At 39.4% G+C, this 26,108-nt stretch carries 24 protein-coding genes and 1 riboswitch; of the genes, 6 read left to right on the top strand and 18 right to left on the bottom strand.

What is annotated here, in order from left to right; all coding sequences use genetic code 11:
- Nucleotides 1-169 precede the first annotated feature (169 nt).
- A complete protein-coding gene (locus RCP16_RS04835) occupies nt 170-502 on the bottom strand; it encodes a hypothetical protein (protein WP_308641781.1) in 333 nt (110 codons plus the stop codon).
- A 60-nt stretch (nt 503-562) separates the two neighbouring features.
- A complete protein-coding gene (locus RCP16_RS04830) occupies nt 563-769 on the bottom strand; it encodes a DUF6199 family natural product biosynthesis protein (RefSeq protein ID WP_308641780.1) in 207 nt (68 codons plus the stop codon).
- 139 nt (nt 770-908) lie between these two features.
- Between RCP16_RS04830 and RCP16_RS04825 the strand changes: the two genes are divergently transcribed.
- Nucleotides 909-1,907, top strand: a complete 999-nt coding sequence (locus RCP16_RS04825; protein WP_308641779.1) for a hypothetical protein — start codon at nt 909-911, stop codon at nt 1,905-1,907.
- A gap of 252 nt (nt 1,908-2,159) precedes the next feature.
- Here RCP16_RS04825 and RCP16_RS04820 read toward each other — a convergent pair whose 3' ends face one another.
- The 4 genes from RCP16_RS04820 to RCP16_RS04805 form a co-directional block, all read right to left on the bottom strand.
- Complete coding sequence (locus tag RCP16_RS04820) at nt 2,160-3,578, bottom strand: HAMP domain-containing sensor histidine kinase (protein WP_069327894.1); 1,419 nt, start codon at nt 3,576-3,578, stop codon at nt 2,160-2,162.
- On the bottom strand, nt 3,579-4,295 hold the full coding sequence (locus RCP16_RS04815) for a response regulator transcription factor (RefSeq protein WP_308641778.1): 717 nt from the start codon (nt 4,293-4,295) through the stop codon (nt 3,579-3,581). It lies immediately after the preceding gene.
- Between the two features lie 48 nt (nt 4,296-4,343).
- The gene (locus RCP16_RS04810) at nt 4,344-5,066 is read right to left on the bottom strand and encodes a pseudouridine synthase (RefSeq protein WP_069327892.1); all 723 of its coding nucleotides are present in this window, start codon (nt 5,064-5,066) and stop codon (nt 4,344-4,346) included.
- Between the two features lie 152 nt (nt 5,067-5,218).
- A complete protein-coding gene (locus RCP16_RS04805) occupies nt 5,219-7,852 on the bottom strand; it encodes a beta-mannosidase (RefSeq protein WP_308641777.1) in 2,634 nt (877 codons plus the stop codon).
- 340 nt (nt 7,853-8,192) lie between these two features.
- Here RCP16_RS04805 and RCP16_RS04800 point away from each other — a divergent pair, with 340 nt between their 5' ends.
- The 3 genes from RCP16_RS04800 (at nt 8,193) to RCP16_RS04790 (ending at nt 11,232) form a co-directional block, all read left to right on the top strand.
- On the top strand, nt 8,193-9,131 hold the full coding sequence (locus tag RCP16_RS04800; protein WP_308641776.1) for an iron-hydroxamate ABC transporter substrate-binding protein: 939 nt from the start codon (nt 8,193-8,195) through the stop codon (nt 9,129-9,131).
- Between the two features lie 89 nt (nt 9,132-9,220).
- Complete coding sequence (locus RCP16_RS04795) at nt 9,221-10,225, top strand: FecCD family ABC transporter permease (RefSeq protein WP_137220644.1); 1,005 nt, start codon at nt 9,221-9,223, stop codon at nt 10,223-10,225.
- Entirely contained in the window at nt 10,222-11,232 is a 1,011-nt protein-coding gene (locus tag RCP16_RS04790) for a FecCD family ABC transporter permease (protein ID WP_137220645.1), read from the top strand. The genes RCP16_RS04795 and RCP16_RS04790 overlap by 4 nt, the downstream gene beginning before the upstream one ends.
- Nucleotides 11,233-11,342: 110 nt before the next feature.
- Here RCP16_RS04790 and scpB read toward each other — a convergent pair whose 3' ends face one another.
- The 6 genes from scpB to ribD form a co-directional block, all read right to left on the bottom strand.
- On the bottom strand, nt 11,343-12,080 hold the full coding sequence (gene scpB / locus RCP16_RS04785) for an SMC-Scp complex subunit ScpB (RefSeq protein WP_137220646.1): 738 nt from the start codon (nt 12,078-12,080) through the stop codon (nt 11,343-11,345).
- On the bottom strand, nt 12,049-12,843 hold the full coding sequence (locus tag RCP16_RS04780) for a segregation and condensation protein A (RefSeq protein ID WP_069327888.1): 795 nt from the start codon (nt 12,841-12,843) through the stop codon (nt 12,049-12,051). The genes scpB and RCP16_RS04780 overlap by 32 nt, the downstream gene beginning before the upstream one ends.
- A 143-nt stretch (nt 12,844-12,986) precedes the next feature.
- Nucleotides 12,987-13,454: a 6,7-dimethyl-8-ribityllumazine synthase gene (gene ribH, locus RCP16_RS04775; protein ID WP_069327887.1), complete on the bottom strand. Its 468-nt coding sequence runs from the start codon at nt 13,452-13,454 to the stop codon at nt 12,987-12,989.
- A gap of 24 nt (nt 13,455-13,478) precedes the next feature.
- Nucleotides 13,479-14,120, bottom strand: a complete 642-nt coding sequence (gene ribB / locus RCP16_RS04770) for a 3,4-dihydroxy-2-butanone-4-phosphate synthase (RefSeq protein WP_308641775.1) — start codon at nt 14,118-14,120, stop codon at nt 13,479-13,481.
- 190 nt (nt 14,121-14,310) lie between these two features.
- Entirely contained in the window at nt 14,311-14,982 is a 672-nt protein-coding gene (ribE, locus tag RCP16_RS04765; protein WP_137220648.1) for a riboflavin synthase, read from the bottom strand.
- A gap of 42 nt (nt 14,983-15,024) precedes the next feature.
- Nucleotides 15,025-16,125 (bottom strand): bifunctional diaminohydroxyphosphoribosylaminopyrimidine deaminase/5-amino-6-(5-phosphoribosylamino)uracil reductase RibD, encoded by a 1,101-nt coding sequence (ribD, locus tag RCP16_RS04760; protein WP_308641774.1) that lies wholly within the window; start codon nt 16,123-16,125, stop codon nt 15,025-15,027.
- A 462-nt stretch (nt 16,126-16,587) separates the two neighbouring features.
- A riboswitch (FMN riboswitch) is annotated at nt 16,588-16,748 on the bottom strand.
- A 447-nt stretch (nt 16,749-17,195) separates the two neighbouring features.
- Between ribD and RCP16_RS04755 the strand changes: the two genes are divergently transcribed.
- Entirely contained in the window at nt 17,196-17,366 is a 171-nt protein-coding gene (locus RCP16_RS04755) for a hypothetical protein (protein ID WP_308641773.1), read from the top strand.
- Nucleotides 17,367-17,474: 108 nt separating this feature from the next.
- Here the strand turns inward: RCP16_RS04755 and RCP16_RS04750 are convergent, their stop codons facing one another.
- From RCP16_RS04750 to lysA, 5 genes are all read right to left on the bottom strand, one after another.
- Nucleotides 17,475-19,076, bottom strand: a complete 1,602-nt coding sequence (locus RCP16_RS04750) for an amidohydrolase (protein WP_308641772.1) — start codon at nt 19,074-19,076, stop codon at nt 17,475-17,477.
- A 30-nt stretch (nt 19,077-19,106) separates the two neighbouring features.
- Nucleotides 19,107-19,769, bottom strand: coding sequence for a KwaA family protein (locus tag RCP16_RS04745; RefSeq protein WP_069327883.1), 663 nt, complete (start codon nt 19,767-19,769; stop codon nt 19,107-19,109).
- 27 nt (nt 19,770-19,796) lie between these two features.
- The gene (locus RCP16_RS04740) at nt 19,797-20,897 is read right to left on the bottom strand and encodes a Kiwa anti-phage protein KwaB-like domain-containing protein (RefSeq protein ID WP_308641771.1); all 1,101 of its coding nucleotides are present in this window, start codon (nt 20,895-20,897) and stop codon (nt 19,797-19,799) included.
- 102 nt (nt 20,898-20,999) lie between these two features.
- Nucleotides 21,000-21,431, bottom strand: a complete 432-nt coding sequence (locus RCP16_RS04735; RefSeq protein WP_069327881.1) for a peptidylprolyl isomerase — start codon at nt 21,429-21,431, stop codon at nt 21,000-21,002.
- Nucleotides 21,432-21,691: 260 nt separating this feature from the next.
- Nucleotides 21,692-23,023: a diaminopimelate decarboxylase gene (gene lysA / locus RCP16_RS04730; protein WP_308642445.1), complete on the bottom strand. Its 1,332-nt coding sequence runs from the start codon at nt 23,021-23,023 to the stop codon at nt 21,692-21,694.
- 282 nt (nt 23,024-23,305) lie between these two features.
- Here lysA and RCP16_RS04725 point away from each other — a divergent pair, with 282 nt between their 5' ends.
- Complete coding sequence (locus RCP16_RS04725) at nt 23,306-24,862, top strand: M14 family zinc carboxypeptidase (RefSeq protein ID WP_308641770.1); 1,557 nt, start codon at nt 23,306-23,308, stop codon at nt 24,860-24,862.
- Between the two features lie 372 nt (nt 24,863-25,234).
- Here the strand turns inward: RCP16_RS04725 and RCP16_RS04720 are convergent, their stop codons facing one another.
- Nucleotides 25,235-26,059, bottom strand: a complete 825-nt coding sequence (locus tag RCP16_RS04720; RefSeq protein ID WP_308641769.1) for a purine-nucleoside phosphorylase — start codon at nt 26,057-26,059, stop codon at nt 25,235-25,237.
- Nucleotides 26,060-26,108: the final 49 nt, after the last annotated feature.

The following is a 26,108-nucleotide window of genomic DNA, read 5'->3' as shown; positions in this document are numbered from 1 at the left end:
AACAAAAAAATAGATTTGATAAATAAAGCTGTTCTACACAATAACATATTGTATAGAACAGCTTTTTATTTTGGACAAAAAAATCCCTTTCAGTGTTAAGTCATATTTACGACATCTCTTTTTCACTCTCTACTTTTAGGAGATCATATAAAACACATTATTTTTATAATTAATTTGAAAATCCTATTTTTTGATTTACAGTTTGGTCATTAATAAGCATTATACCTTTAATATATTCGTATCTTACTAAAACACTTAGTTCCTCTTTTTTACTTACTTGATTGTTCTCAGAAATAGGGTTTCCTTCTGTATCATAAAAGTAAGTTACGTTATGAAACCCTTCAAGCCAGATTCCTATTGAATCGACTCCAAGTAACTTATCACCAAGAAGGTCTTGATGACGATCTACATCATACACCATCTTTAAAATCTTATCTGCTTTTCCTTCTTTAGTTAAATCCACATAAATATTTTTCCCAACATATTGTTTTAAATATTCCATATAAAACCTCCAAAATATTATATTTATCAGAATCATATTGAATTAAAATCAAATATATAATTAAATTTCAGATACACCAGGTACAGTAAGACCTAAAACACCAAGTACAACGAACACCACACCAACACCTCGTATCATCCAAGAATAAAATGTAGATGGTTCTGTAGCTCCATTAGATTTCCATTGTTCTGTTACCATCCAAACAATCGACGGTCTTATTAACATCAAAATGCCAATAATAACTAAAATAATAGATAATATAAACATGAAAATTCCTCCTTTACTATTACTATCTAGAATAATTTACCCATTTTAAAAAAGGTTTCACAGCAATAAATTCGTTTAATATATATATGTATATATTAAAAAGGTGTTATATACAATCATACTATAAGGAGTTGTTTGAATGAAGTTTAAGAAAAGAATAATATTATCTTCTGTATCTGTTTTTCTCATTTTCTCGTTAGCACAAGTCTCTTATGCTGAAACAAATTCAACAAATGAGACTACTATGGATCAAGAACAACAACAAATTATTGAGATTTTTTCTGAATTAGGAGAGCAAGCTGCAAAAAACGGTCTTCCTCAAAACAACAGTTTAACCGATAAACTTCAAACATCTTCAATTTCCACTGATTCTGAAACAAGAAAAGAGTTAGAATCTCGGTTATCTGACTTAGGTGTTAAAGAAATTTCTCAAGAAGAAGTTAATCGTCAATTTGGAGGTTCAAATAGTGGAACAAATCATCCAAATGTGGCATTACCACCAACAACAAGTTCAGTAAAATGGTATTCTAAGAGTTCCAATGTAAACAAAAATGGAAAAACATATGTTGTGCAAATGTTGTTCGCCCAAGGTTTAAGTCCAAGTTCTAACCTTTATAGTGCTGTAAACAATGCAGTACTTTATTCTAATCAATCTGTTGTTGCTAAAAATGTAAAATATCTTATTCAAATGTATGCTCAAAAAGCTATTGGTACTATTCCTATTGTACAATGGACACCTTATGAATTACTTTTCGGAGATGCTGCCCAAGCTACTAATAATGATTATTTAATCACACATCGTGAAAGTACTACAATGATTTATTCCTATGTTAGAGAAAGCACTCAACCCACAAGTTATTTTAAAAATACTTATGTTTCCAATATGATTTCAGTAGCTTCAACTCATACCTTAGCTTATTACGATAAGGCTGTAAACAAACCAAAAACAAAATCTACAGACTTCTCTAATACTAGCTACGATGAAAATTTTGGTAATACTACAAAAGCAGTAGATTCTTTTGTAAGTGGAATCAAAGGAATATCTAATATTACTTCTTTTACCTTCTATAACCATGATAAAACAAAAAGTTTAACTTATCCTATTAGTACACCACTTACAATATTACAAGTAAATTAACAGATTTATCAAATTACATTACCTACTAAAAATAAATATAAATAAAACAAGCATACTGATAATATTATCAGTATGCTTGTTTTACGATTAAATAATATAGAATTATTTATACTACCATTTACTTCACTATATTTTCTTCTGAAACATATAACCACAAAAAATCCCCTTCTAGCTTTCAGCGTTGAGATCATTGAATGATATCTCTTTTTTCACTGTCTACTGGGAGGGGATGATACTCAAAATCAAATCTGATTAGACTTCATCAGGATGCTTAATTGGAAGTAATAATGTAAATTCAGTACCTTTACCTAATATACTATCCGCTGTAATACTTCCATGATGGGCTTCTACGATATTACGTACAATCGCAAGACCTAGACCTGTACCGCCAGCTTCGCCGCGTACACGAGCTTTGTCTGCTTTGTAAAAGCGTTCAAAAATAAAAGGAAGATCATCAATCGGTATCCCTGCACCTGTATCTTGGAATACGACACGAATCACTTCTTTTTCTTTATGAGCGGTTACTGTAATGATGCCACCGGCAGAAGTATGACGAAAAGCATTATCTAGCAAGTTGGTGAAGATCTGCTCTAACCGATCAACATCTGCATACAACTGTAGAGAATCGTCCCGTACAAAGTTCAGCTTGAGCTCTCGTTCTTTGGCTCGCACTGTAAATTTACGATATACTCGATCCATCAATTCATTCAGATCAATCTGATCGAAGTTCATATCAATATGTCCGGCTTCCATACGCGCTAGATCTAATAGATCTTGCACCAATCTCCCCATACGTAGAGATTCATCGTAAATGACCTGCACCAATTCATCGCTTTCTTCTTTGGATGTTGCCATCCCATCAAGCAATGCTTCACTATACCCTTGAATCATCTGTAATGGTGTACGAATCTCATGAGAAACATTAGCGACAAAATCACGTCGCATCTTCTCTGCTTTCACTTCATCCGTTACATTACGAAGCACAGATACCGTTCCACGTACATCATCTCCTGAGTACAATGGAGCCATATTAACAGACCAGACTTGTTGTTTGACATGGATATTCGAACTTTGATCCTGACGTTCACTTATCACACTCTGGAACATCGGATACAGTGGTTCGGGCACTTTGGTATCAGCTGTGATTCCATCTTGTTCTTGACGTTCCCAGCCTGCTTTGTGCCATGTATCCATAATCATTTCGCCTGGCGGATTATGCAGAATCATATTTCCAGATTTATCGAATGTAATCACAGCATCTCCCATACTGCGGAGTATACTTGCCATTTGTTCTTTTTCCAGTTGTAAATTCTGAATATTCTTTTCCAATTCTTCTGCCATATGATTAAAGGCGCTCGCTAATTGCCCAATTTCATCACTGGTTTGCAAAGAAACACGTGTATTGTACTTTCCTTTGCGAATCCCGTCTGCGGCTTGAATTAATTGCTGCATCGGTTGTGTAATTTTGGTCAATAAAAAAAGAGCGAAAAAGGTAGTCATCGAGAATCCTACGATAGAGACATAGGTAAATAAACGTTTGATTGAACCGGAATTGGTAAATGTGCTATCAATATAAGGCAACAAAAATAAACCAAGTGTTAAAAGTACACAAGCCACTAATGCGCTAATCGTCAGCCACAACTTACCGACAAGCGTTCTCCAGAAGTCCACTTACTTTGGAACCTCTAACTTGTAACCAACGCCCCATACCGTAGTGATCATTGCGGCTGATTCAGGTGATACTTTATTTAGTTTTTCACGCAACCGTTTTACATGGGTATCTACAGTACGCAAATCACCAAAAAATTCATAATTCCAGACATCTTTGAGCAATTCTTCACGTGAAAAGACTTTATCCGGTGATACCGCTAGAAAATGTAGCAATTCGTATTCTTTCGGAGTCAAGCTAATCTCATGCCCACTTGCAGTGACACGATGCGCATCATGCTCAATAATCAAATTCGGGAATACAATATTATTACTTGAATTGTTTTCTTGAGACAGATAAGCGGTTGCTGAAGAACGACGCATAATCGCTTTGACCCGATAGATCACTTCGCGCGGGCTAAATGGTTTGACCACATAATCATCTGCACCGACTTCAAATCCTTGCACACGGTTCACTTCTTCGCCTTTGGCGGTTAGCATCAATACCGGTGTTGATTTCACTTGGCGTAAACGACTACATACTTCGATTCCATCTATACCGGGAAGCATCAAATCAAGCATAATTAATCCGTAATCTTCTGCGACTGCTTTGCGTAGAGCGGTTTCACCGTCTTCCGCTTCATCAATTTCATAACCTTCTTTTTCCAAATACATGCGTAGTAAACGGCGAATACGTTCTTCGTCATCTACCACTAAAATGCGATTCATCTGGTCACTCATTCACTAAAGCCTCCTAGCTGTCATCAATGGATATAAATGATCTCTATGTTATGCTTTACCGCTGCTTTTTAACTTATCAATTTCTTCTTTGGTCAAATGGCGATAAAGACCACGCTTCAAATTACCGATCAGTAACTCGCCAAAAGAAATACGTTTCAAACGCACTACTTTATGAGATAACGCTTCAAACATACGACGAATCTGACGGTTTCTACCTTCATGAATCGTTACACGTATCGTAGCTTGTTTCTTCTCTGTATCGATATCATAATAATCTGCTTCAGCAGGTTGAGTCATACCGTCTTCCAATTGAATCCCTTGGCGGAACTTCTCTAGTGCTGTACCGTGTGGTACGCCTTCTACGGTTACATGATACGTTTTGGGTACATGATGTCTTGGATGAGTTAAGCGATTAGCTAATTCCCCATCATTGGTCAAAATCAAAAGACCTTCTGAATCATAATCCAGTCGTCCTACAGGATATACACGCTCACGAACACCTTTAAGATAATCGCCTACAATTTTACGTCCTTCTGGATCAGAAGCACTTGTAATTACACCTTTAGGTTTGTTGAACATAATGTATACTTTTTTCTCCGCAGCAATTGATCGTCCGTTGACAATAATCTCATCCACTGTTGGATCTGCTTTGGTTCCAAGCTCAGTTACTACTTCGCCGTTCAGAGTTACCTTACCCGCAACAATTAACTCTTCACATTTGCGTCGGGAAGCTATACCTGCTTGTGCTAATATTTTTTGCAATCGTTCCATAATAGTTAATTCACCTCACACTAATGATACTCATCTATGCACAAAATCACAAGACACTCCCCAAGTTTATTGTGATTTTAGGGAGTTTCATGTGATTTTGAAAGGATATATTTAAAAGTAAAACTGTCGATTCAATCCATATAGATCGCTTCTTATGAAAGATGAATAAAATCTGCCATCGATTGAATCTGCAAACCTTCTGGCTTAACAGGAACAAAATGAGGTAAATGAGGTACAGGTTTGTGCACAATATTAGACTCTACATGGCTATGAGCGGCTTCTTCCACTTCTTGTAGTGTCTGTAACTTCTTGAATTGAACAGTCTTCGTCACGCCAGGAATCAGATCAAAGAAGTTATCACTAAAGATTCCTTCATTTTCGCTAGATAACCAGATCTGACGTGCTAATACATCAGTAGTCAATTGATAGGCAACCACACCATCGACTTCTGTTTCTACGATCTGAAGATGTGGCTGTTGCAATGCTAGTTCAGGTGCAGACACAAAGTAAGCGATCTCTGCATGAATCAATTGATCTTCATGCTCCAATTCGGCTACCAGTATCGCTTCAGCTGGATGAACATCTCCAAGTAACTGTTCTGTCGTCACAGACAATACTTTGATCGCTTCTCCACCTGCAAGTGTAAGAGATTGCGGCATTTCTTTGTACAACGTTCCATCCAGTCCAAGTACTTTCACGCGTACAGTGAGTGACTTGGGTGCAATCAGATCCGAAACTAGATGAATATCAACTTTGCCTGAGACCGATTGATCGATCGAGATCAAAATATCTTCAAAGCTACGTTTGGCATAATATTGAACTGCTTTCCAGCGACCATAGTAATCCATACTTGACCATGATGCTACAGGCCAGCAATCATTCATTTGCCAGTATAATGTTCCCATGCAATAAGGTTTACGACGACGGTGAGCTTCAATCGCTGTTTTCATCGCTTCGGCTTGCAGAACTTGGCTCATATATAAGAAGGAAGGGAAATCTTTAGGTGCTGGTAAATATTTATCCATATATTCTTTGATTAGTCGATTACCTGCACCATTTTTCTGATGACGTAGCATTACTTCAGATTCCAATTCCAAATCTGATTCTTCAGCATACGTACGAACAGACTTGTATTCTGGGAACGATTGAAAACCGTACTCACTCATAAATCGTCCAATATACGTATTGTACCGTTCAAATGGTTCGCTGTTATGCCATACTCCCCAATAATGAATATCTCCAGAATCTGTAATACCATGGGTATGCTGTTTTTCGTTATTTGTCACTGCAACTATAGGTGAAGAAGGCCAATATGAGATCCCTGGATGTTCGGTTTGCACGACTTCTGGTAATAACTCATGGAACAGCGCTTCATAATCTGCCCAGATTTGAGTACGTTGTTCTGCATTATAATCTTTTTTCCAACCCCAACCGCCATCTTCAACATATTGAGACCAAGCAGAATCAATCTCATTATTACCACACCAAAGCACAATACTTGGATGATTGCGTAGACGACGAATATTATCTTCTGCTTCCGCTTGCACACTATCTAAGAACTCTTCATCACCCGGGTACATACTACAAGCAAACATAAAGTCTTGCCATACTAGAATACCGTACTCATCACAGAGGTCATAAAACTCATCATTTTCATAAATACCGCCGCCCCATACACGCAGCATATTCATATTCGATTCCACAGCAGTCACAATCTCATGACGATAGCGCTCTAATGTCACTCGTGGTGAAAAGCTGTCATTTGGAATATGGTTAGCTCCTTTGGCAAATACCGGTACACCGTTCAGTTCAAAATAAAACGAAGTTCCTGGATAATCAGGATGTGGTTCGGTAACCAGACGAATAGCGCGAATACCTGTGCGTTCTGATTTGACAGCTAGTGTCTGATTCTGCTCTAACACTTCGACTGTAAACGTATACAGATAAGCATCGCCGAGTCCTCTAGACCACCACAATTTAGGATTATTTAACGTTAAAGGAATCTGTACAGCATCTGTGCCTTCAGCCAAAGTTACAATCTGCTCCCAATTTTGTCCGTCAGCATAGACACGCAAATTAACCTGACGTTCTTGTTCGGAATAAATTTGCACCACTGCTGTTAGATCGGCAGATTCGGCATGCACTTGATTTTGACGAATATATACATTTTCGATACGCACATCTGACCATGCCACTAATTCGGCTTCACGCCAGATTCCACTCGTAACAAAACGTGGACCCCAATCCCATCCATAATGATAAGGCGCTTTACGAGCAAAAACGCTAACTCTTTTGTCTCCTAGCTCGCCGACTTCAGATTGATCATTGGTTGCTGGTAATCCGTAACCTAAAGCTTCAAGCTTCGGTAAGTCTTCCATAATTGGGGAACGGAAATGAATACGAATATGATTGGCACCTAATTGGATGTAAGGCTTCACATCTGCACGCCATGTACGGAACATATTATCGGCTGACAATACATGTTGTTCATTTACATATACTTCTGCATAGGTGTCCAGACCTGCACAAACAAGTTCAATATGCGAATGATTCATCACATTTTCTTCCACATCAATTGTTGTTATGTACTCCCAGTCCTTTTTATCAATCCATTGCACGTCTTTCTCATTGGTACCATAAAAAGGGTTCGAAATTTTACCATTATCTAATAAATCAGTATGCACTGTCCCTGGCACAGTAGCTGGTAACCACTCTGATTCATCGATAGCTTTGAAAGTCCATTGCTTTAATGATTGACGAAATTGTAGCGCTTGCAAATTAGTCATAAGACAAATTCATCCTTCCAATATTAGGTTATGAGTACACCTTACTACGACTAGATTTAAGAAGCAAATCGGCTGATATGCTATAAAGTCTATGTTGCGGTATTTCATTACTAAATACGGCAGTTTGCAATAGAATACACCGTTTTGCTATTTTATATACTAGCTTATCCAATCTATTTGGCTATCTGTATTTCATCTGTAGTATTTACCATATTTAAGCGTTATTTTAGGATCATATTTAAAATAAATATTGACAAAAAAAACGCTTGGATTTAAAGTTTGAGAGTCATTGTATGATAATGATTATCAATTTCATTCTATCTAAAAGGGGAATTAACGTATGAAAAAATTGTTGTTACCATTAATGATGGTGATTGTGTTGGTATTAAGCGCATGTGGTAATGCGTCGGAAAAGCAGGCAACTACAGGCAATACAGCAAGCACTTCTACTCCAACAGCTACAGGTACCATTACATATCAATCTGAGACAGGCCCTGTAGAAGTTCCAGCTAACCCACAACGTGTTATTGCTTTAGCCGGTTATGCAGGCAACTTGATCGCTCTTGGTGTTCCACTGGTTGGTGTGGATTCATGGACCAAAGCTGATCCTAACTTTGCAGAACAATTAAAAGATGTCGCTGAAGTATCAGATGAAAATATAGAAAAAATGATTGAACTCAAACCTGATTTGATTATTGCTGCAAGCGATACTAAAAACATGGATAAATTAAAAAAAATTGCTCCAGTTGTTGCTTATACGTATAACAAAGTCGATTATTTGAAACAGGTTGAAGAAATCGCTAAAGCGGTGAACCAAGCAGATAAAGGCGCTGCATGGATCGCTGATTTTAAAGAACGTGCACAAAAAGCAGGTACAGAAATCAAAGCTAAAATTGGCGATGATGCTACTGTAACCGTGATGGAAGGCGATTCCAAGCAACTCTATATATTCGGTAGTGCTTGGGGACGTGGTACTGAGATCATTTATCAAGCAATGGGTCTCAAAATGCCTGATAAAGTGAAAGAAATGACCTCTGAAAAAGGATATTATGATCTATCGCTTGAAGTATTACCTGAATATCTAGGCGATTATGTATTCTATAGTAAAGACCCGAGCGTAGATGCTTCATTCCAGAATACAGATACGTACAAAAATATTCCTGCGGTTAAAAACAAACATGTATTTGAAGTCGATGCACGTGGATTCTATTTCAATGATGCGGCATCTTTAGATTATCAGTTAGACTTTATTACGAAATCGTTGCTAGGTCAGTCTTAAATCTAAATTACAAATGAAAAGAAGGGGCGCCTAGCGTTCCTTCTTTTCTAAATACAGAGAAGGAAACGATCCGTATAATGAAAAATGATATGACTGCAAAACATTTCCGTTCTTTTCTTATCAAATTGGTACTGATGATATTGTTATTTGTTGTTGTGTTCGTCGTCGCTATTATGGTGGGTGCTAAAAGTATTTCACTATCTGATATCTGGAATGCGATATTTCATCCTCAAGTGACCGGTGGAGATATCTCTATTATTCGTGAACTTCGTCTTCCACGCGAAGTTGCAGGTGTCTTGGTAGGAGCAGCACTTGCTGTGGCTGGAGCGATTATGCAAGGATTAACTCGTAATCCTTTGGCTGATCCCGGGTTGCTTGGATTAAGTTCCGGTGCGAATGCAGCACTTGCTATTGCTTTAGTTTTTTTACCTTCGATTGGATATTTTGGTATTATGATCGCTTGTTTTATCGGAGCAGCGGTAGGTATGCTTCTCGTATTTGGATTAACCGCTATTCGTAAACGCAACATGTCACCGCTACGTATGGTGCTAGCAGGAGCAGCCGTTTCAGCTTTGTTATCTGCTGTGGCTGAAGGAGTTAGTCTACAATTCAAAATTTCGAAAAGTGTCACGATGTGGACATCTGGCGGATTGATCGGTACAACATGGGGACAGATTCAAAGTATTACACCTGTTATCGTGATCTGTATTGTGATTGCTATTCTATGTTCAAGACAACTCACTATCCTTAGCTTGAATGAAAGTACTGCTGTGGGATTAGGACTGCAAACGCAACAGATCAAAATGGTGTTGTTTGTATTAATTACATTACTTGCAGGTGCATCCGTCGCATTGGTTGGAAATCTAGCTTTTATCGGGCTAATGATTCCTCATCTGGTACGTATGGTTGCAGGTACTGATTATCGAACAATTTTGCCACTATCTGCGATTGCAGGCGCAACATTTATGGTATTTGCAGATACATTTGCACGCATGATCAATGCTCCTTTTGAGACACCATTAGCAGCGATTGTCGCGATTATAGGTCTACCTTTCTTTCTACTGATTGTACGTAAAGGAGTGCGATCATTATGATAAAACAATTACAACCTGCCCGTTACCAAAAAATGATTCTTGTTGTATTCACCGTTGTTATTTTGATTACGATGGTAATAGCTCTGAGTGTTGGGTCTTCTTCGGTATCGTATGATCGGCTGATTCCAACATTGCTTGGACAAGGTACTTTTGTAGATGAGTTTGTACTCTTTTCTATTCGATTACCCCGTATGTTGGTGACTTTACTTGCAGGAATGGCACTGGCTTTGTCTGGTTGTGTATTGCAAGGAGTCACCCGTAATGAACTTGCTGATCCGGGTATTATCGGGATTAATGCAGGAGCAGGTCTAGGGGTTACTGTATTTTTCTTATTTGCACCGCTTGAAGTGGGAACATTTGTCTACATATTACCTATCGTAGCTTTTTTAGGGGCATTGATTACAGCGATATTCATTTATCTATTTTCGTATAATCGTGTAGAAGGCATGCAACCGATGAAGTTTATTATTACAGGTGTTGGATTTTCTCTCGCCTTATCCGGTGTAATGATCGTATTAATCTCCTCGGTAGATCGGGTAAAAGTCGATTTTATTTCAAGATGGTTAGCTGGCAATGTATGGGGAACCGATTGGCCGTTTGTCATCGCCTTATTACCGTGGCTGATTATTCTGACTCCCTTTATACTGTATAAATGTCGCTCGCTGAATCTGTTAGCGCTAAATGAAGGTACTGCGATTGGTGCGGGGGTACCGATTCAAAAAGATCGTATTTTACTCATGTTAGCTGCTGTGGCGCTTGCTGCATCTGCCGTATCTGTAACAGGCGGTATTGCTTTTATCGGACTGATGGCTCCCCATATCGCTAGAGCGCTTGTCGGGCCACGTCATCAATTGTTTGTGCCTGTAGCTATTCTGATCGGTGGATGGTTATTACTGGTTGCAGATACGATCGGTCGCAACCTGTCTGATCCTGATGGGTTGCCCGCGGGGATCGTTGTAGCCTTAATCGGAGCTCCTTATTTTCTTTATTTGCTGTTAAAAAAGTAAATCCTAAAAAAAAAGCAAAAACCATTTCGGATATTCTCGAAATCGTTTTTGCTTTTTTCGTTTATGAGATGATATTGCTCGGATCGTATCCTTTTATGAGGATATACGATTTAGTCTTCGATCGATGTATCTTTGGAAGACGTGGATGATGGTAGTGTAGTCTCTTTTGATGATGATTGCTCTGTACTCGAAATAGATTCTGAAAGAATATCTTCTGCAATTTCAGTCAGTTCTTCACCTAATTCTTCTAGCTCTACTATATCTTCACTATGCACTTTCTCTTCCAAACGATCGAATAATAGCTGCGTTTCCCCTTCTAAATCATCTGCATTTTCAAAAGCAGACGCATCAGGGAGTTCACGAATATTACCAAGACCAAAGTAATCCAAAAACGATTTGGTTGTACCGTATAAAATAGGTCGTCCAATCGCTTCAGCCCGTCCTGTTTCTTGAATCAAATCTTTGTTCACTAACGTATAGATCGCACGCTCTGATTTGACACCACGAATTTCTTCAATCTCGATACGTGTAATCGGCTGGCGATACGCTACGATAGATAACGTTTCAAGTGCGGCTTGAGATAATGAAGAACGTGAAGGCGAATATGCCAATCGTTCATAATATTCCGCATGGGCACGTATCGTTGATAACTGATACCCTCCTGCAATATTAACGACTTGAATCCCCCGTCTTGCTTTTTTCAGATCAGCTTGCAATTCTTCAATAGCGATCTGTACCGTTTGTACCGGTTGATCGGTTACTTCTGAAATTTGCTTCGCATTCAATCCTTCTTCTCCAGCCAGAAATAACATACCTTCAATAATCGACTTCAATTTCTGGGACTTCATTGTTACTTATTTCACCTCTCCACTCCATCACGATATCGTCAAAAAGCCGGCTTTGGTAGCAGGAAATTTGCTTCATTTTCATTAATTCCAGCACAGCCAAAAAAGTCACCACGATCTCATGACGATACATTTCCTGGTGTAGCAGTTTGGAAAACAACAAGCTTTCTCCTTTACCTAATCCTTGAAAACGGGTAGAGACTTCACGTATCCGATCTTTGACCGAAATCTCATCGCGCTGAATCCTTGTGACTTGTGTACGACGAACGACTTTACGAAGTGCTTTGCGAAAAGCTTCCATCAAGTCTAACGTGTGCAGTCCTTCTACTGGATTCACATCATCTTTCGGCATAAAAGCAGTTAAGTCTTCCGGTTCTTTTGTAAAAATCAGGCTACGCTCGGTTTCCATTTCCCGTAAATGAACTGCAATGCCCTTGTACTTACGGTATTCTACCAGCTTGCGTACCAACTCTGCACGCGGGTCCAGATCGTCTTCCTCATAATAATCAAAATCATCCATCTCTATCACAGGCGGACGTGGCAATAGCAACTTGCTTTTGATCGACAATAATGTCGCTGCCATCACTAGAAATTCACTGGTCACTTCAAGTTCCAATTCTTTCATGCTATGAAGATATTCCAGATATTGATCTGTAATTTTGCTGATCGGAATATCCTGGATATTAATTTCGGATTCATCAATTAAATGAAGCAACAAATCGAGCGGCCCTTCAAACGTTTCCAGTTTGTACAGTACAGTCGTCACTGGACCACTCCTCTTAATCAATAGATTCTCATCTCTTATTGTATCTCAATCGCGCACTTTTCACAGTATATATTCAGCAAAAAAAGGGCAAATCCTGTTTCTGCCCTTTTTTTACTTTCTATTTGATTATTATACGGTACATCTTATTTCATCATTTTCGTTAAATTCGCCATTTCGATAGCTGCATTTGCGGAATCCCAGCCTTTGTTGCCTGCTTTGGTTCCTGCACGTTCAATCGCTTGCTCGATACTTTCAGTCGTTACAATTCCGAAAATAACAGGTACACCTGTTTTTAAATTAATAGCAGATACGCCTTTGGCGACTTCATTACATACATAATCATAATGGGTAGTAGAACCACGAATCACAGTACCCAGTGTAATGACTGCATCGTATTTTCCACTTTCAGCCATCTTTTGTGCAATCAAAGGAATTTCAAATGCTCCTGGCACCCATGCCACATCAATATCATTTTCAGCGGTTCCGTGACGTTTGAGTGCATCCAGTGCTCCGCCTAGAAGTTTGGTCGTAATAAATTCATTAAAACGTCCAACAACAATACCAAATTTAAGATCCTGCGCGATTAAATGTCCTTCAAAAATATTAGCCATAGTGTTCATCCTCTTTTCGATAAATTAGTTAGTATGAAGCGTTGGAGATGTCTGTTCCAAATAGGTAATTAACGCTTGAATGCTGATCAATTTGAGCTGATGTTGTGTTGCGATCTTCTGTAATTCTGGCAAACGTGCCATCGTACCATCGGTATTCATAATTTCACAGATCACACCGGCAGGTGGAGCATCACATAAGCGAGCCAAATCAATAGCGGCTTCTGTATGTCCTGGACGTTGCCGTACACCGCCTTCACTCGCAATCAATGGAAACATATGACCTGGACGGCGAAAATGAGATGCTGTTGCTTCTGGATCGGTCAGACCGATGACGGTCATGGATCGCTCTTGTGCAGAGATTCCTGTAGATGTACTGATATGATCTACAGATACTGTAAAAGCCGTGCCATGATAATCGGTATTCTGCGCAACCATAGGGATCAGTTCTAGCTCTGTCGCACGCTCACTCGTGATCGGAGCACATACCAGACCACGACCTTCAGTGACCATAAAATTGATGACTTCAGGAGTCGCACGATCAGCTAAAGCGATAAAGTCGCCTTCATTTTCCCGATCTTCATCATCAACTACAATAATCACTTTTCCTTGCTTCAGATCTTCTAATGCTTCTTCGATAGAATGTAAGTGGGTAGATGCATGATTCATTGATATAACCTCCTTTTGAACTCTCTCGCGCTTTTACTGCCAAGCGCTTGCTGTAAGATATTTTGCTTTGCAAAAATCATTTTTTATTGAACTCTTTCGCGCTTTTACTGCCAAGCGCTTACTGTAAGATATTTTGCTTTGCAAAAATCATTTTTTTATTGAACTCTTTTGCGCTTATACTGCCAAGCGCTTACATATATCCATTTTCCTGCAAAAATTGACTGGTGATTGATGGCTTTTTCTGATGGGTTGCATCATTAGCTGTATTCGATTGGTACTGTAATAAATGTTCGACATATTTACCAAGCACATCACATTCAATATTGACCATGTCGCCTGCTTTGCGGTAAGCAAGCACTGTTTCTTTAAGCGTATGAGGAATAATCGAGATTGTAAACGAAGTGCTGGTTACCGATACTACCGTTAAGCTGATTCCATCGACTGTGATTGAACCTTTGGGAATGATATAACGAAATAAATCATGATCTGTCGGTGCAATCTGGAAAATCACAGCATTCTGGTTGCTCTGTATCTGCTCAATATGCGCTGTTCCATCGACATGACCTTGTACAATATGCCCTCCAAAGCGTCCGTTGGCGATCATCGCCCGCTCTAGATTAATCGGACTGCCTGTCGTCAGTTCTTTAAGACTGGACGACCGATAAGTCTCTGGCATTACGTCTACTGTAAACATCGAACCTGCAATCGTGGTTACTGTTAAGCAGACCCCGTTACATGCTACGCTGTCTCCAATTTGAAGCCCGTCCATAATACGTGATGCGTTAATACCCAGAACCATCGTTTCACCACGTCGTCCATTTTGTCTCAGTGTTCCTATTTCTTCGATCAATCCGGTGAACATAGATAGATATCCTCCTTTCGATAAAGCTGATCTGCTCCAAGGTTATAGGTGATGATAACGTGGTAATCCACTGATATAAACATTGTCCTCTAACGTCTCTATTTCGAGTTCATCTAAAGTGACTGCTTGATTCATTTTTTCAAATCCGTCAAATGCAAAAGTGGATAATGTACCCCCGATAATTTTGGGAGCAAAAAATAAAGTGATTCGATCGATCAATCCAGCTTCAAGCATCGAACCGTTCAGCGTACCTCCACCTTCTAACAGAATCGAAGATATCTCCAGTTCGCCAAGCTTTTTCAGCGCAAAAGGAAGATCCACATACGGGCCGCTACCACAGATAATGACTGTGATTCCACGTTCTTGTAGTTCATGGATACGATCTCGATTCGCTTGATATGTTGTGACAATAATCGTAGGAGCCACTTCTGTATTTAATAGTTTGGCGGTATCAGGAATACGAAGTTGCGAGTCAATCACAATTCGAGTCGGCTGAACACCTGTCACTTCTGTACGTGTGGTCAGCTCAGGATCATCAGCCAATACTGTACCAATGCCTACCATAATGCCTTGATGACGATGACGCATCGTATGAACGATCGTACGAGCATCGCTATTGGATATCCATTTACTATCTCCTGTGCGAGAAGCCAGACGACCGTCTAACGTACTAGCTGTTTTGAGCGTTACGAAAGGTAGCCCTGTTGTAATATATTTGTTAAATGTTTCGTTCAGTCGTTCCGATCGCTTAGCCAGTACTCCTGTCACCACTTCAATCCCATGACTGCGTAACTTTTCGATACCTGAACCAGCTACCTGTGGATTCGGATCTACTGCTGCCACCACAACCCGCTTCACTTTTTCTTTGATCAGACGATCACTACAAGGAGGGGTTTTGCCATAATGACTGCATGGCTCTAATGTCACATACGCTGTTGCACCTTCTGCTTGATCTCCTGCCATATTGAGCGCATGGACTTCAGCATGTCCGGTTCCACGTTGTAAATGGGCTCCCATCCCTACAATTCTGCCGTCTTTGACGACTACGCAACCAACAACAGGATTGATATCTGTCTGCCCTTGAGCCTTTTCTGCTAAATCTAGTGCTAGTGTCATGTAAAATTCATCATTGATTACGTTCATGATTAAGGGCTCCTTCGATACAATATATCTTTCATACCGCAACATGCAATGGATCATCTATACGGTAATGATTTAACATATTCGTATCCTCATATTTAGTTACTATTCATAATTTAATAACTAAATTATAAAGGTTAAAATGATACAATGACAAGCAAAAAGCCCTGTAAACCGGAATAATATCCGAATGTTTACAGGGCTTAACATCTTCATGTATAGGAGTAAGAATGGAATGTGCTTATTTGATGGCGATCGTATGTCTGTAAATGTACAGCACAAAACTGTATATCTACTATCGGCTCAGCTTGATCCACTGATCCAATATCAACATATTTTCAATATATAGACTATCATCAGAGACCAAATAAACCTGTTATCCACAGATTATTGCTTCCTGAAAATAGTAAACTATACACTCAAATAAGTGCATCTTAATTCAGAAATCGCTATGCAAGCGACTTCTGTATCCCTCTCCCATCCAGACTATACTGTCGGCTCCGGATTCTCACCAGATCCACCGTCTATGGTTATACAACACATAGCCGGGTCACGGACTTAGAGACCTATACAAACTTGATCTCAACACCGCCGGTGGGGAATTGCGCCCCGCCCCGAAGGATAACGTATGAAATTATAATCACGATTTTGCTGTGATGCTGAAATCATATCATCGAAACAATTAAAAATCAAGAAAGCTCCATTTTCACCTTTTTTGTAGATAGTCATTATGAATATTATTCTTTTGAAAATGACTTATCGCATGACTTGTCTATTACTAATATTGTATAATAAATTGACTTTTTTATAGTTAGATAATGTATGTTGTTGCCCATTGTAAGTTCTTTATTATTCACATAGAAAGGTGCTTGATGATGCTATTTATCCACAAAAAGCTTATTCGCAAACTGACTACACCGTACATAGAAGCTAATATGCAGATCTGTTATGCCCAGTCTCAAAGTTTTGCTTCCTATTCTAGTAAAACGATATTGCTCCTAAATCACGATAAGCTAATCATTTTATTTCTTAATTTTTTCTCATCAAAAGTCATACATACTCTAGAGATTCCAGTGACTGATCTACAGGAGCAGAATTATAATACAGGCAGTTTGCTGGATGCTTTATGGTCATTTCAAAGTAACGGTCAACGTTGGCGGCTTCGAATCATCAAAAAAATCTTGCCACTCGGCACCATGCAACAAGACTTTTTAGATTTTTTGCAACACCATATTATTCGTTAATCCAATATAACAAAAAAACACCTATACATAAGCTCTGTCCAAAAAAAACAGATCATGTATAGGTGTTTTTTGAGTTCATGATGTGCTAAATAGAATAACTACAGTCTACTAGGCTTCATAAGCGATATGTCCATTAACAATGGTCATCTTAACTTGAGTCTGTAACAAAGACTCTGAATCTGTTGCGATATCTCGATCCAGTACTGTAAAATCAGCAGCTTTGCCAACTTGAATACTACCTCGCTCTTGTTCTTCGCCTGCCGCTTGTGCACTACCGACTGTAAATAAATGTACAGCTTCCGCTATAGTCAGTCGCTCCTGCGGTAAATAGCCTTCTACAGGCTCTGCACTATGAGGTTTGCGACGAGTGACAGCCGCATGAATACCAAGCATGGGATCAAGTGGCTCGATCGGTGCATCACTTCCACCAGCACAGATTACGCCTGCGTCTATTAACTTTTTCCAAGCATACAAATAATCTGTACGCTCTGCACCCACACGTTCCATCACCCATGGGAAATCACTGGCTACAAATCGAGGCTGAATATCTGCAATCAGTGGCAATTGAGTCATACGCTTTAGCAATAATTGATCCAGTACTTGAGCATGAATAAATCGATCTGGTAAATGGGAAATGCCTTGTAGTGGATGAGCTTCCATCGCCGATAAAGTAAGGTCAGCTGCTCCATCCCCAATGGCATGTACCGCAATCGGATAACCAAGCGAACGTGCATACGATGTAATTTCATTCAATTGAGCAGTTGTATGAATTGCCATTCCTCGTGTGTGAGGTGCATCGCTATACGGTTGTCGGAGTAGCGCCGTACGTCCACCAATCGCTCCGTCTGAGAACAATTTGGCTGCACCAATGCGCAACCATTCATCTCCGTCCCCTGCTCGTAATCCTAATGCTTGCGCTTCTTGTAAATGAGTATAAAAAATCAATTGATGTGTTCGGAAATGTAGCCCTTCTGCATGCAATTCACGATAAATCTGCAACATGGTCTCTATACTTCCCAAAAACCGTAAATCTTCCGTATGTGACGCTGTTAATCCCAATCGAAGCGCATCCTGACAAGCACGCCGAATCGCTTCTTTTTTGGTATTATAATCAGGTTCCGGTTGTACTGCGGTAAAAGCTGCTGAAGCTTCTTCATAAATCCAGCCATTTAATTCTCCTGCTTCATCACGACCATAGGAGCCTGCTTCAGGATCTGGTGAAGAAGAGGTCACCCCTGCTCTGGCAAAGGCTAGACTGTTGCCTAGAAAAGCATGAAAACACGTTCTCGTCAGGTAAATAGGATGCTCCGTCGTAATCTCATCTAGCTCTGTTCGTAAAGGCGGAATCGGTGGGTTAAAGTTATTTTCATTCCAGTTCAAGCCTACAATCCATTGCCCTGCTGGTGTCATAGCTACACGCTGACGAATCAGGCTGCTCATTTCTTCTTTGGATGTCACTTCTGAGAAATCGAGCATCGATAACTTCATTCCGTGCATCGACAAGTGCATATGAGAATCCGTTAATCCGGGCAATACATGAGCACCATCCCAATCCACTTGGTGATAGTCTTTGCCAGACAACTGTAGTGATAATTCTGAAGTGGTACCAATCGCCTGAATAATGCCATTGTCTATGTAGATTGCATCTGCATCGGATTGAAGATGAGTGCTAAATGCAAATGTTCCATGTGTAAATAATGTGCCTGCCATTAATCATTCTCCTTTATTTCATAGATCCATTTATTTAATGTACTTGATAGAGTTTTCTTTAGCAATCATATACATATTGCTCACTAGATGTTGCCCTCTATATGAAGTCGACAAATCCAAATCTTTTTCTTTTACAAGACAGATCACATGTTTACGATACTCGGGATGTTCACGTTCTTCTTCTAATGTATGCTCTGAAATGATGCCTTTTAGCACCTGTCTTCCGGATACAAAAAATAGTGGGCATGAAGAGATCGTATCTGTTTTGACATACACGGAAATAATAAAAATAATCACTAATAAAGAAAGAGCTACATTCATGATTGATGAATAATCTAATGCAATACGAGGCAATAATAATGTGATCAAAAAGAAAGAATATTCGCTAGCCGATAATTTCTCAAAGTGGCGCACAGCATATTGATTTCCGACCTTTTTAGACAATAACTTTTGTTCTATACCAGCCAGCAACCATACAATCACAATCCGGTACAATACAATAGACAACACCAATACAATGATGATAAACAGTGCTTCACCTGTCCATTGATGAGCAAACCATAACGCTACATTTTTCTTCTGAAGCCATGAGGGTAGAAGATTATTTTCATACAAAAATCCAGCGACAATTAAAAACAGAAGTGGAAAATAAGCGGTTATCCATAAAATAAGTTGCTCTTTTTTAGACCACATTATCAGTCTCCTTCTCTAATTTATAAACTATGAATCATTCTCTAATGGATCTATATCTACAGCAATACTAAAGTTTTTAGTTAAAAAAGATTGTTTTATTTTATCAGCAAAAAAATGAATTAAAGTGGTTGGTTTTTGATCAGGTTCATATTTGATTTGGTAATGTTCCAGATCCAGAAATGAATATAAATCCCAGATCGCGGCATATTTTTTTCTATATTCTTCTGCTTTTTGAGCATTTCGAGGTAACCTTTTTCTAATTAATTTCAGCTCATCACATCGTTCTTCAAAATTATCCTCTAACGCTGCTATATTGTCTGCGCTCAATTGTGCCAGACTTCTAGAATACACATGTTGCTTGCAATGTTGCTCAAATATGTCTTTATTGGACTCTTCTGCGGCAAAAAAAGGAAGATTCACAATTTGATGCAGATTATAATCTCTAGCTTCGTTAATATGATCACGATAATCAAACATATTTTCAAAAGATAACAGATTGGAAATATAGATCTCATTAGTGAGGATAAAAAAATCTATCTTCCCACCTAACTCTAACAAATCATCGCTGACAAAATGAAACACATTGGAGTCTTTTATCGCTAATCTTCTCTTTTTTGTTCCTACTTTGGGTTTACGATAAAAACAACAATATATTTTATATTGCTCTATATCTAATCGTATGATTTGAAAATGGGTATCCCGTTCTTCGATACTTTGATCTGTTTCTGTTAATGCATGCAGTAGACCGTTTTTGCGCGCATTCAATGTACTATGTTGTTCTTGGATCACTAGCTTAGCCAGTTGCTCATTTTTTTGTACTTCTAAATGATAATCACTGACCGCAAACTTAGATTCATCACCTTCTGGTTGCTGAAAGCTTTTAAAAGAACGAATTAACTGATCTTTTAACCAGCTGGTGACTTCTTCTGCTAATGTAATCACTTTGCTCCGGTAATAATGGTCAGCTTCTTTCTCTTTGCGAACAACAAAAAGTTTGAGATCGATTTGAGATTGCTTCTCCTCGGTATCACATGCTATTAAAAGCTGTACAGGATGTTCAGCATGATTAATATTCATCGGCTCGCCTTCCTTTTTTATCCAATTGTTTCGATACATACCATTATTCACATCAAAGGGAATAAAGTCAAAATGAATAAAAAAAGAACCTGCTCTCTAAAGAGAACAAGTTCTTGATGATAAAAAAGTGAAGCTATTGTTATTGAAAAAAGCTTACGCTTCTACAATTGCAACAGTTTCCATTTTGTCGCTGCCTTTAAGAGCATCAACATATTCCAAACCTTTAACTACTTTACCAAACACAGTGTGTTGTCCATCCAAGTGTGGTTGTGGTTGGTAGCAGATGTAGAACTGGCTTCCGCCTGTGTTGCGTCCTGCATGAGCCATAGCCAAAGAACCGCGCTCGTGTTTGTTCGGGTTGATTTCGCAGTTGATTGTGTAGCCTGGTCCACCAGTACCTGTACCGTTAGGGCATCCACCTTGAGCTACGAAACCAGGGATTACACGGTGAAATGTTAATCCGTTGTAGAAACCATCATTTGCTAATTTTTCAAAGTTAGCAACCGTATTCGGTGCATCTTGATCAAACAGGTCGATAACGATCTCTCCACCGTTTGCAAGTTTGATGTTCGCTTGTTTAGACATAATATAATAAATCTCCTCTCAATTAAAAACAGAAATTAGGACGCATGCCTCTACTTCACCAGAGTACGATTAAGCGAGAAATAGATCTGTAGGACAGCATCCTCTTTAGTTTACTATGAAAAGCGATTCTGCGCAAAGGCATGTTCACTTCTTTTTCGCTACATTCCGTTCATGATACCGACATATAGAGTCACCATCTGTACAATCATGATGAACATTTTCATACATTAGATACTAATCATATAAATAAGATTCAGTCTCTACGTAGTGATCGTTGTACGAGTTAGGCGAGCTGGAATCACATCATTGCTTGTAATATCTTCAAATGTTTCCCGCTCTACAATCACATCACTTTTGCCGTCTTTAACTAATACGACTGCCGGGCGGCGAATCCGATTGTAATTGCTTGCCATAGAATAATTATAAGCCCCTGTACATGCTACTGCTAACAGATCGCCTGCTACAGGTGAAGCCAGTTCAATATCCCAGATGAGCATATCGCCACTTTCGCAACATTTGCCAGCGACCGATACCAATTCTGTTGCTTCATCATTGGCACGATTGGCAATCACAGCTTCATATTTCGCTTCATACAGAGCTAGACGTGGATTGTCTGTCATACCGCCATCAACCGATACATATTTGCGTACATTGGGAATATCTTTGTTAGAACCTACTGTATATAACGTTGTTCCTGCATCCCCGACAATACTACGACCAGGTTCTACCCAGATTTGTGGTAATGCTCCTTCTAATTTGGAAAAGTGCTCTTTAACCGCTGTGGTGATCGCTTCTACATATTCAGATACTTGAAGCGGCGTATCTTCGGATGTATAGCGAATACCGAATCCACCACCCAGATTAATGACTGTAAATGAAATGCTTTCTTGTTGCTGTACTTCAAGTGCAAATGCAGCTACACGTTCAACGGCTACTTGAAAACCATCCACTTCAAAAATCTGTGATCCGATATGAGAATGAATCCCTAATAATTTGACATGTTCCAGTGAATGAGCTTCTTTCACCGCTTGATAAGCTGTTCCGTTCCCGACATCGAATCCAAATTTGGAATCTTCTTGACCGGTTGAAATGTATTCATGAGTATGTGCTTCTACACCCGGAGTCACCCGTAACAGAATATTAGGCATCATTTTTTTAGAAGCCGCAATCGCATTTAACACTTGTAACTCCACAAAGTTATCGACAACAAAGCACCCGATCCCTGCATCCAAAGCCATTTCTAATTCATCTGGCGTTTTGTTATTTCCGTGAAAATGAATGCGTTCAACAGGGAATCCTGCTTGCATTGCTGTATACAGTTCTCCTTCAGATACTACATCCATCGACAATCCTTCTTCTTCTACAATCCGACACATCGCCATCGTGCAGAACGCTTTGCTAGCATACGCCACTTGAAAAGTTAACCCTGATGCTTGAAAAGATTGCATATAGTCCTGACAACGACTACGAATTAAATGCTCATCCATAATATATAAAGGCGTACCATATTGTTCTTTAAGTTGAACGGTATCACAACCACCGATCACAAGATGACCTTGATCATTAATTTGACTTGTTCCATGTAAATACATCTGTTGTCCTCCGTTCATTCACTTGAAGTGTATAGTCAGTATAACCATTGTGCATATTATAGCAGAATGGACTATTTTGCTGAACATTTGTGTTTTATGTGAGATTCCAATGAATGGATTTGCTTATTAATGTACTTACATATGGAAAAAATAAGCATTTACGTCACTTCAAATAAGATGCTACTATTCTTGAGAGAGACACTCTAATATACCGTTAAATCAAGGATTTTAAACATTTAGGGTACTAACAATTGTATATCATTTTTCTAGAGGAGGATGGCATTGAAAAAGATTGGATGTCTTATGCTTGCATTTATACTATTTGTCCCTACTCTGCTGTTCCAAAACCAAGCAGAAGCGGCAAGTAGCACGGTAGTTAACCCGTCTGTCACGTATACATATGCAGCCATGACCCGACATATTCAGTCATTGGCTCAGAAATATCCTGACTTGATTCAGTACAAATCTATTGGCAAAACCAAGTATGGTCGTGATATCTGGGCAGTTGGACTTGGGCATGGACAAGCAACCGTATTTATTAACGGTTCTCATCATGCTCGTGAATGGATGACAACGACAATCAATATGTACATGTTAGAACAATATGCGATAGCGTATACCGCCAATCGACCTTTTGAAGGATATAATACTCGCCAAATTTTAGATCGAACCACTATTTGGTTTGTACCGATGGTTAATCCTGATGGAGTAACTTTGCAACAACAAGGAACAAGTGCTTTTCCGGCTTCGGTTCGACAAGCTTTAGTCAAAATGAATGGGGGTAGTACTAACTTCAAACGCTGGAAAGCCAATGCACAAGGTATTGATCCGAATCGGCAATATGATGCGTATTGGAGCACGATTGAAGATAATATTCCATATCCATTTTGGAAAAATCATAAAGGAACCACTGCTGTACAGACTGCTGAAAATCAAGCAACCACTTCATTCACCTACGATATTGATCCTGAAATCGCCGTATCGTATCATTCAGCAGGTCGTATTCTCTACTGGAACTTCCACACGCTTCCGCAGAATCTAAGTCGAGATAAACGTTTGGCTAATATCTTCACTACGTTTACAGGTTATCGCCAAGTACGTCCGAATAATAATCCTTCGGGTGGCGGATATACCGATTGGTTTATCACTACATTTGGTAGACCTGCTTTTACACCGGAAATTGGTATCAAAACAGGTGAAACCAACTTGCCCCTATCTGCTTTTAACGAAGAATGGCGACGAAATAAAAAAATCGGACTTTGGGTTGCGCAAGAAGGCTATTCACTCTGGTTGAAAAAGAATCCAAATACACCTGCTTCACCGACCACACCAACGCCACCACCATCTAATCCGTCACGCCGATCTTTAAATGTCACTTTAGATGGAGTGAATGTCAAAAAAGAAATCCCTGCTTTTATTCAAAATAAAGTCACGTATATCTCATACAAACCTTTGCTGACTCCATACGGATTTGCTTTTTTCTGGGATCAAGCGAACCAGACCATTACAGCAACATCCAGTGCTTCCGGTACAGCTACATTTACATTGAATCAAAAAGCAGCGGAGATCAACGGCGTATCGTCAACTCTTCAAGGCACACCAATAAATCTAGACGGAACCGTATATGTCCCAACATCATTAATCAGTCAGCTTACAGGGATAGCCGTTAATATTAATGACAAAGGCGACACCTTAACACTAACCAGCCCAGACACTGCCGCCCCATCACCAGCAACAGAAATAACAACAGAAAATTCCAACCCTTCTCCAACACCTACACCAGAGTCCGTACCCAATCAACCTACAGTAGCCCCTGACCCTGATGTAGGAGAATCATAAGTTTATCAGTATTTTCTCCATCTAACTCAAACTCTCTCAAATACTACACCCTTTCCATATCATCCAATAACGAAAAAAGCTTCTGAATCCTATACTATAGGATTCAGAAGCTTTTTCACATGACCATATCGTTTATTTACTCCCACCGCACTACCTGCCAACCCACCAAAAAGTTGGCGTTTATCTCATGACTGTGCTCCCACCTCGGAGCGAAAGGAAAATAATTGTTCTGAAAGTCGCCTTTGAAGTGGAATCCCGACTGCCTAGCAGTCCAATCAAAGGATTCCATTTCACCAGCGACGGCAAGAATAATTCTTTTCCTATAGCGGTCTAACTCCCCCGCACAGCCATCTTCAACCCAACCACATTCAATTACATTTGAGGAATAATCGCCAATACCAATTTCAAGAACTGATCTCGAACACGGTCTGCTGTTTCCATGACTTCATCATGAGATAACGGTTGATCCAGAATACCTGCCGCCATATTGGTAATACAAGAAATACCGAGAACTTCAATCCCTGCATGACGCGCTACAATCGTTTCTGACACGGTAGACATACCTACTGCGTCTGTACCTAATGTACGTAGCATAACGATCTCAGCAGGCGTCTCATACGTTGGACCAAGCAATCCAGCATAGACACCTTCTTGAATTTTTAATCCTTGTTGTGCAGCTGTTTCTTTGAACACCGCACGTAGACGACGGCTATACGCTTCTGACATATCAGGGAAACGTACACCTAGAGCCGAATCGTTAGGTCCGATCAATGGATTGCGACCTGTCATATTCAAATGATCGCTCAATACCATCAAATCACCTGGCTCATATGAAGTATTTACTCCGCCAGCTGCATTGGTTACCAGCAATGTAGAAATACCCAATTCTTTCATCACACGTACAGGGAATGCCGTTACTTCAGGGCCGTATCCTTCGTACATATGGAAGCGACCTTTCATCATAACAACAGGACGACCTTGAATCGTACCTAGCAATAATTCGCCTTCATGACCTTCTACAGTCGATACAGGAAAATGTGGAATCTGATGATAATCAATCGCTACGCTATCTTCGATCAAATCCGCCAACACACCTAATCCTGATCCCAAAATAAGTCCGATCTCTGGTTTGATATCACTTTGACTGCGAATATAAGCAGCTGCTTCTTGAATCGTTGCTTGTGTAATAGTTGTCATTAAAGTATCCTCCTTGAATATCTATGCTATATAAAATGAATATCTTAAA

It is taken from the genome of Paenibacillus nuruki (assembly GCF_963311185.1).
GTDB classification, from domain to species: Bacteria; Bacillota; Bacilli; order Paenibacillales; family Paenibacillaceae; genus Saccharibacillus; species Saccharibacillus nuruki.
Note: the sequence above shows the minus strand (reverse complement) of the source record. Positions and strands in the feature narration are given on the sequence as shown.

What these genes read in the sequence shown, in the direction of transcription:
- lysA (WP_308642445.1), bottom strand. Translation starts at nt 23,023, where the DNA reads ATGTATTTACATGGAACAAGTCAAATTAATGATCAAGGTCATCTTGTG.
- RCP16_RS04800 (WP_308641776.1), top strand. Translation starts at nt 8,193, where the DNA reads ATGAAAAAATTGTTGTTACCATTAATGATGGTGATTGTGTTGGTATTA.
- ribE (WP_137220648.1), bottom strand. Translation starts at nt 14,982, where the DNA reads ATGTTCACCGGATTGATCGAAGAAATAGGAACACTGAGACAAAATGGA.
- RCP16_RS04825 (WP_308641779.1), top strand. Translation starts at nt 909, where the DNA reads ATGAAGTTTAAGAAAAGAATAATATTATCTTCTGTATCTGTTTTTCTC.
- RCP16_RS04735 (WP_069327881.1), bottom strand. Translation starts at nt 21,431, where the DNA reads ATGTCTAAACAAGCGAACATCAAACTTGCAAACGGTGGAGAGATCGTT.
- RCP16_RS04720 (WP_308641769.1), bottom strand. Translation starts at nt 26,059, where the DNA reads ATGACAACTATTACACAAGCAACGATTCAAGAAGCAGCTGCTTATATT.
- RCP16_RS04835 (WP_308641781.1), bottom strand. Translation starts at nt 502, where the DNA reads ATGGAATATTTAAAACAATATGTTGGGAAAAATATTTATGTGGATTTA.
- RCP16_RS04810 (WP_069327892.1), bottom strand. Translation starts at nt 5,066, where the DNA reads ATGGAACGATTGCAAAAAATATTAGCACAAGCAGGTATAGCTTCCCGA.
- ribH (WP_069327887.1), bottom strand. Translation starts at nt 13,454, where the DNA reads ATGGCTAATATTTTTGAAGGACATTTAATCGCGCAGGATCTTAAATTT.
- ribD (WP_308641774.1), bottom strand. Translation starts at nt 16,125, where the DNA reads ATGAACGTAATCAATGATGAATTTTACATGACACTAGCACTAGATTTA.
- RCP16_RS04830 (WP_308641780.1), bottom strand. Translation starts at nt 769, where the DNA reads ATGTTTATATTATCTATTATTTTAGTTATTATTGGCATTTTGATGTTA.
- RCP16_RS04790 (WP_137220645.1), top strand. Translation starts at nt 10,222, where the DNA reads ATGATAAAACAATTACAACCTGCCCGTTACCAAAAAATGATTCTTGTT.
- RCP16_RS04795 (WP_137220644.1), top strand. Translation starts at nt 9,221, where the DNA reads ATGACTGCAAAACATTTCCGTTCTTTTCTTATCAAATTGGTACTGATG.
- RCP16_RS04750 (WP_308641772.1), bottom strand. Translation starts at nt 19,076, where the DNA reads ATGGCAGGCACATTATTTACACATGGAACATTTGCATTTAGCACTCAT.
- scpB (WP_137220646.1), bottom strand. Translation starts at nt 12,080, where the DNA reads ATGAAGTCCCAGAAATTGAAGTCGATTATTGAAGGTATGTTATTTCTG.
- RCP16_RS04805 (WP_308641777.1), bottom strand. Translation starts at nt 7,852, where the DNA reads ATGACTAATTTGCAAGCGCTACAATTTCGTCAATCATTAAAGCAATGG.
- RCP16_RS04815 (WP_308641778.1), bottom strand. Translation starts at nt 4,295, where the DNA reads ATGAGTGACCAGATGAATCGCATTTTAGTGGTAGATGACGAAGAACGT.
- ribB (WP_308641775.1), bottom strand. Translation starts at nt 14,120, where the DNA reads ATGAATCATGCATCTACCCACTTACATTCTATCGAAGAAGCATTAGAA.
- RCP16_RS04745 (WP_069327883.1), bottom strand. Translation starts at nt 19,769, where the DNA reads ATGTGGTCTAAAAAAGAGCAACTTATTTTATGGATAACCGCTTATTTT.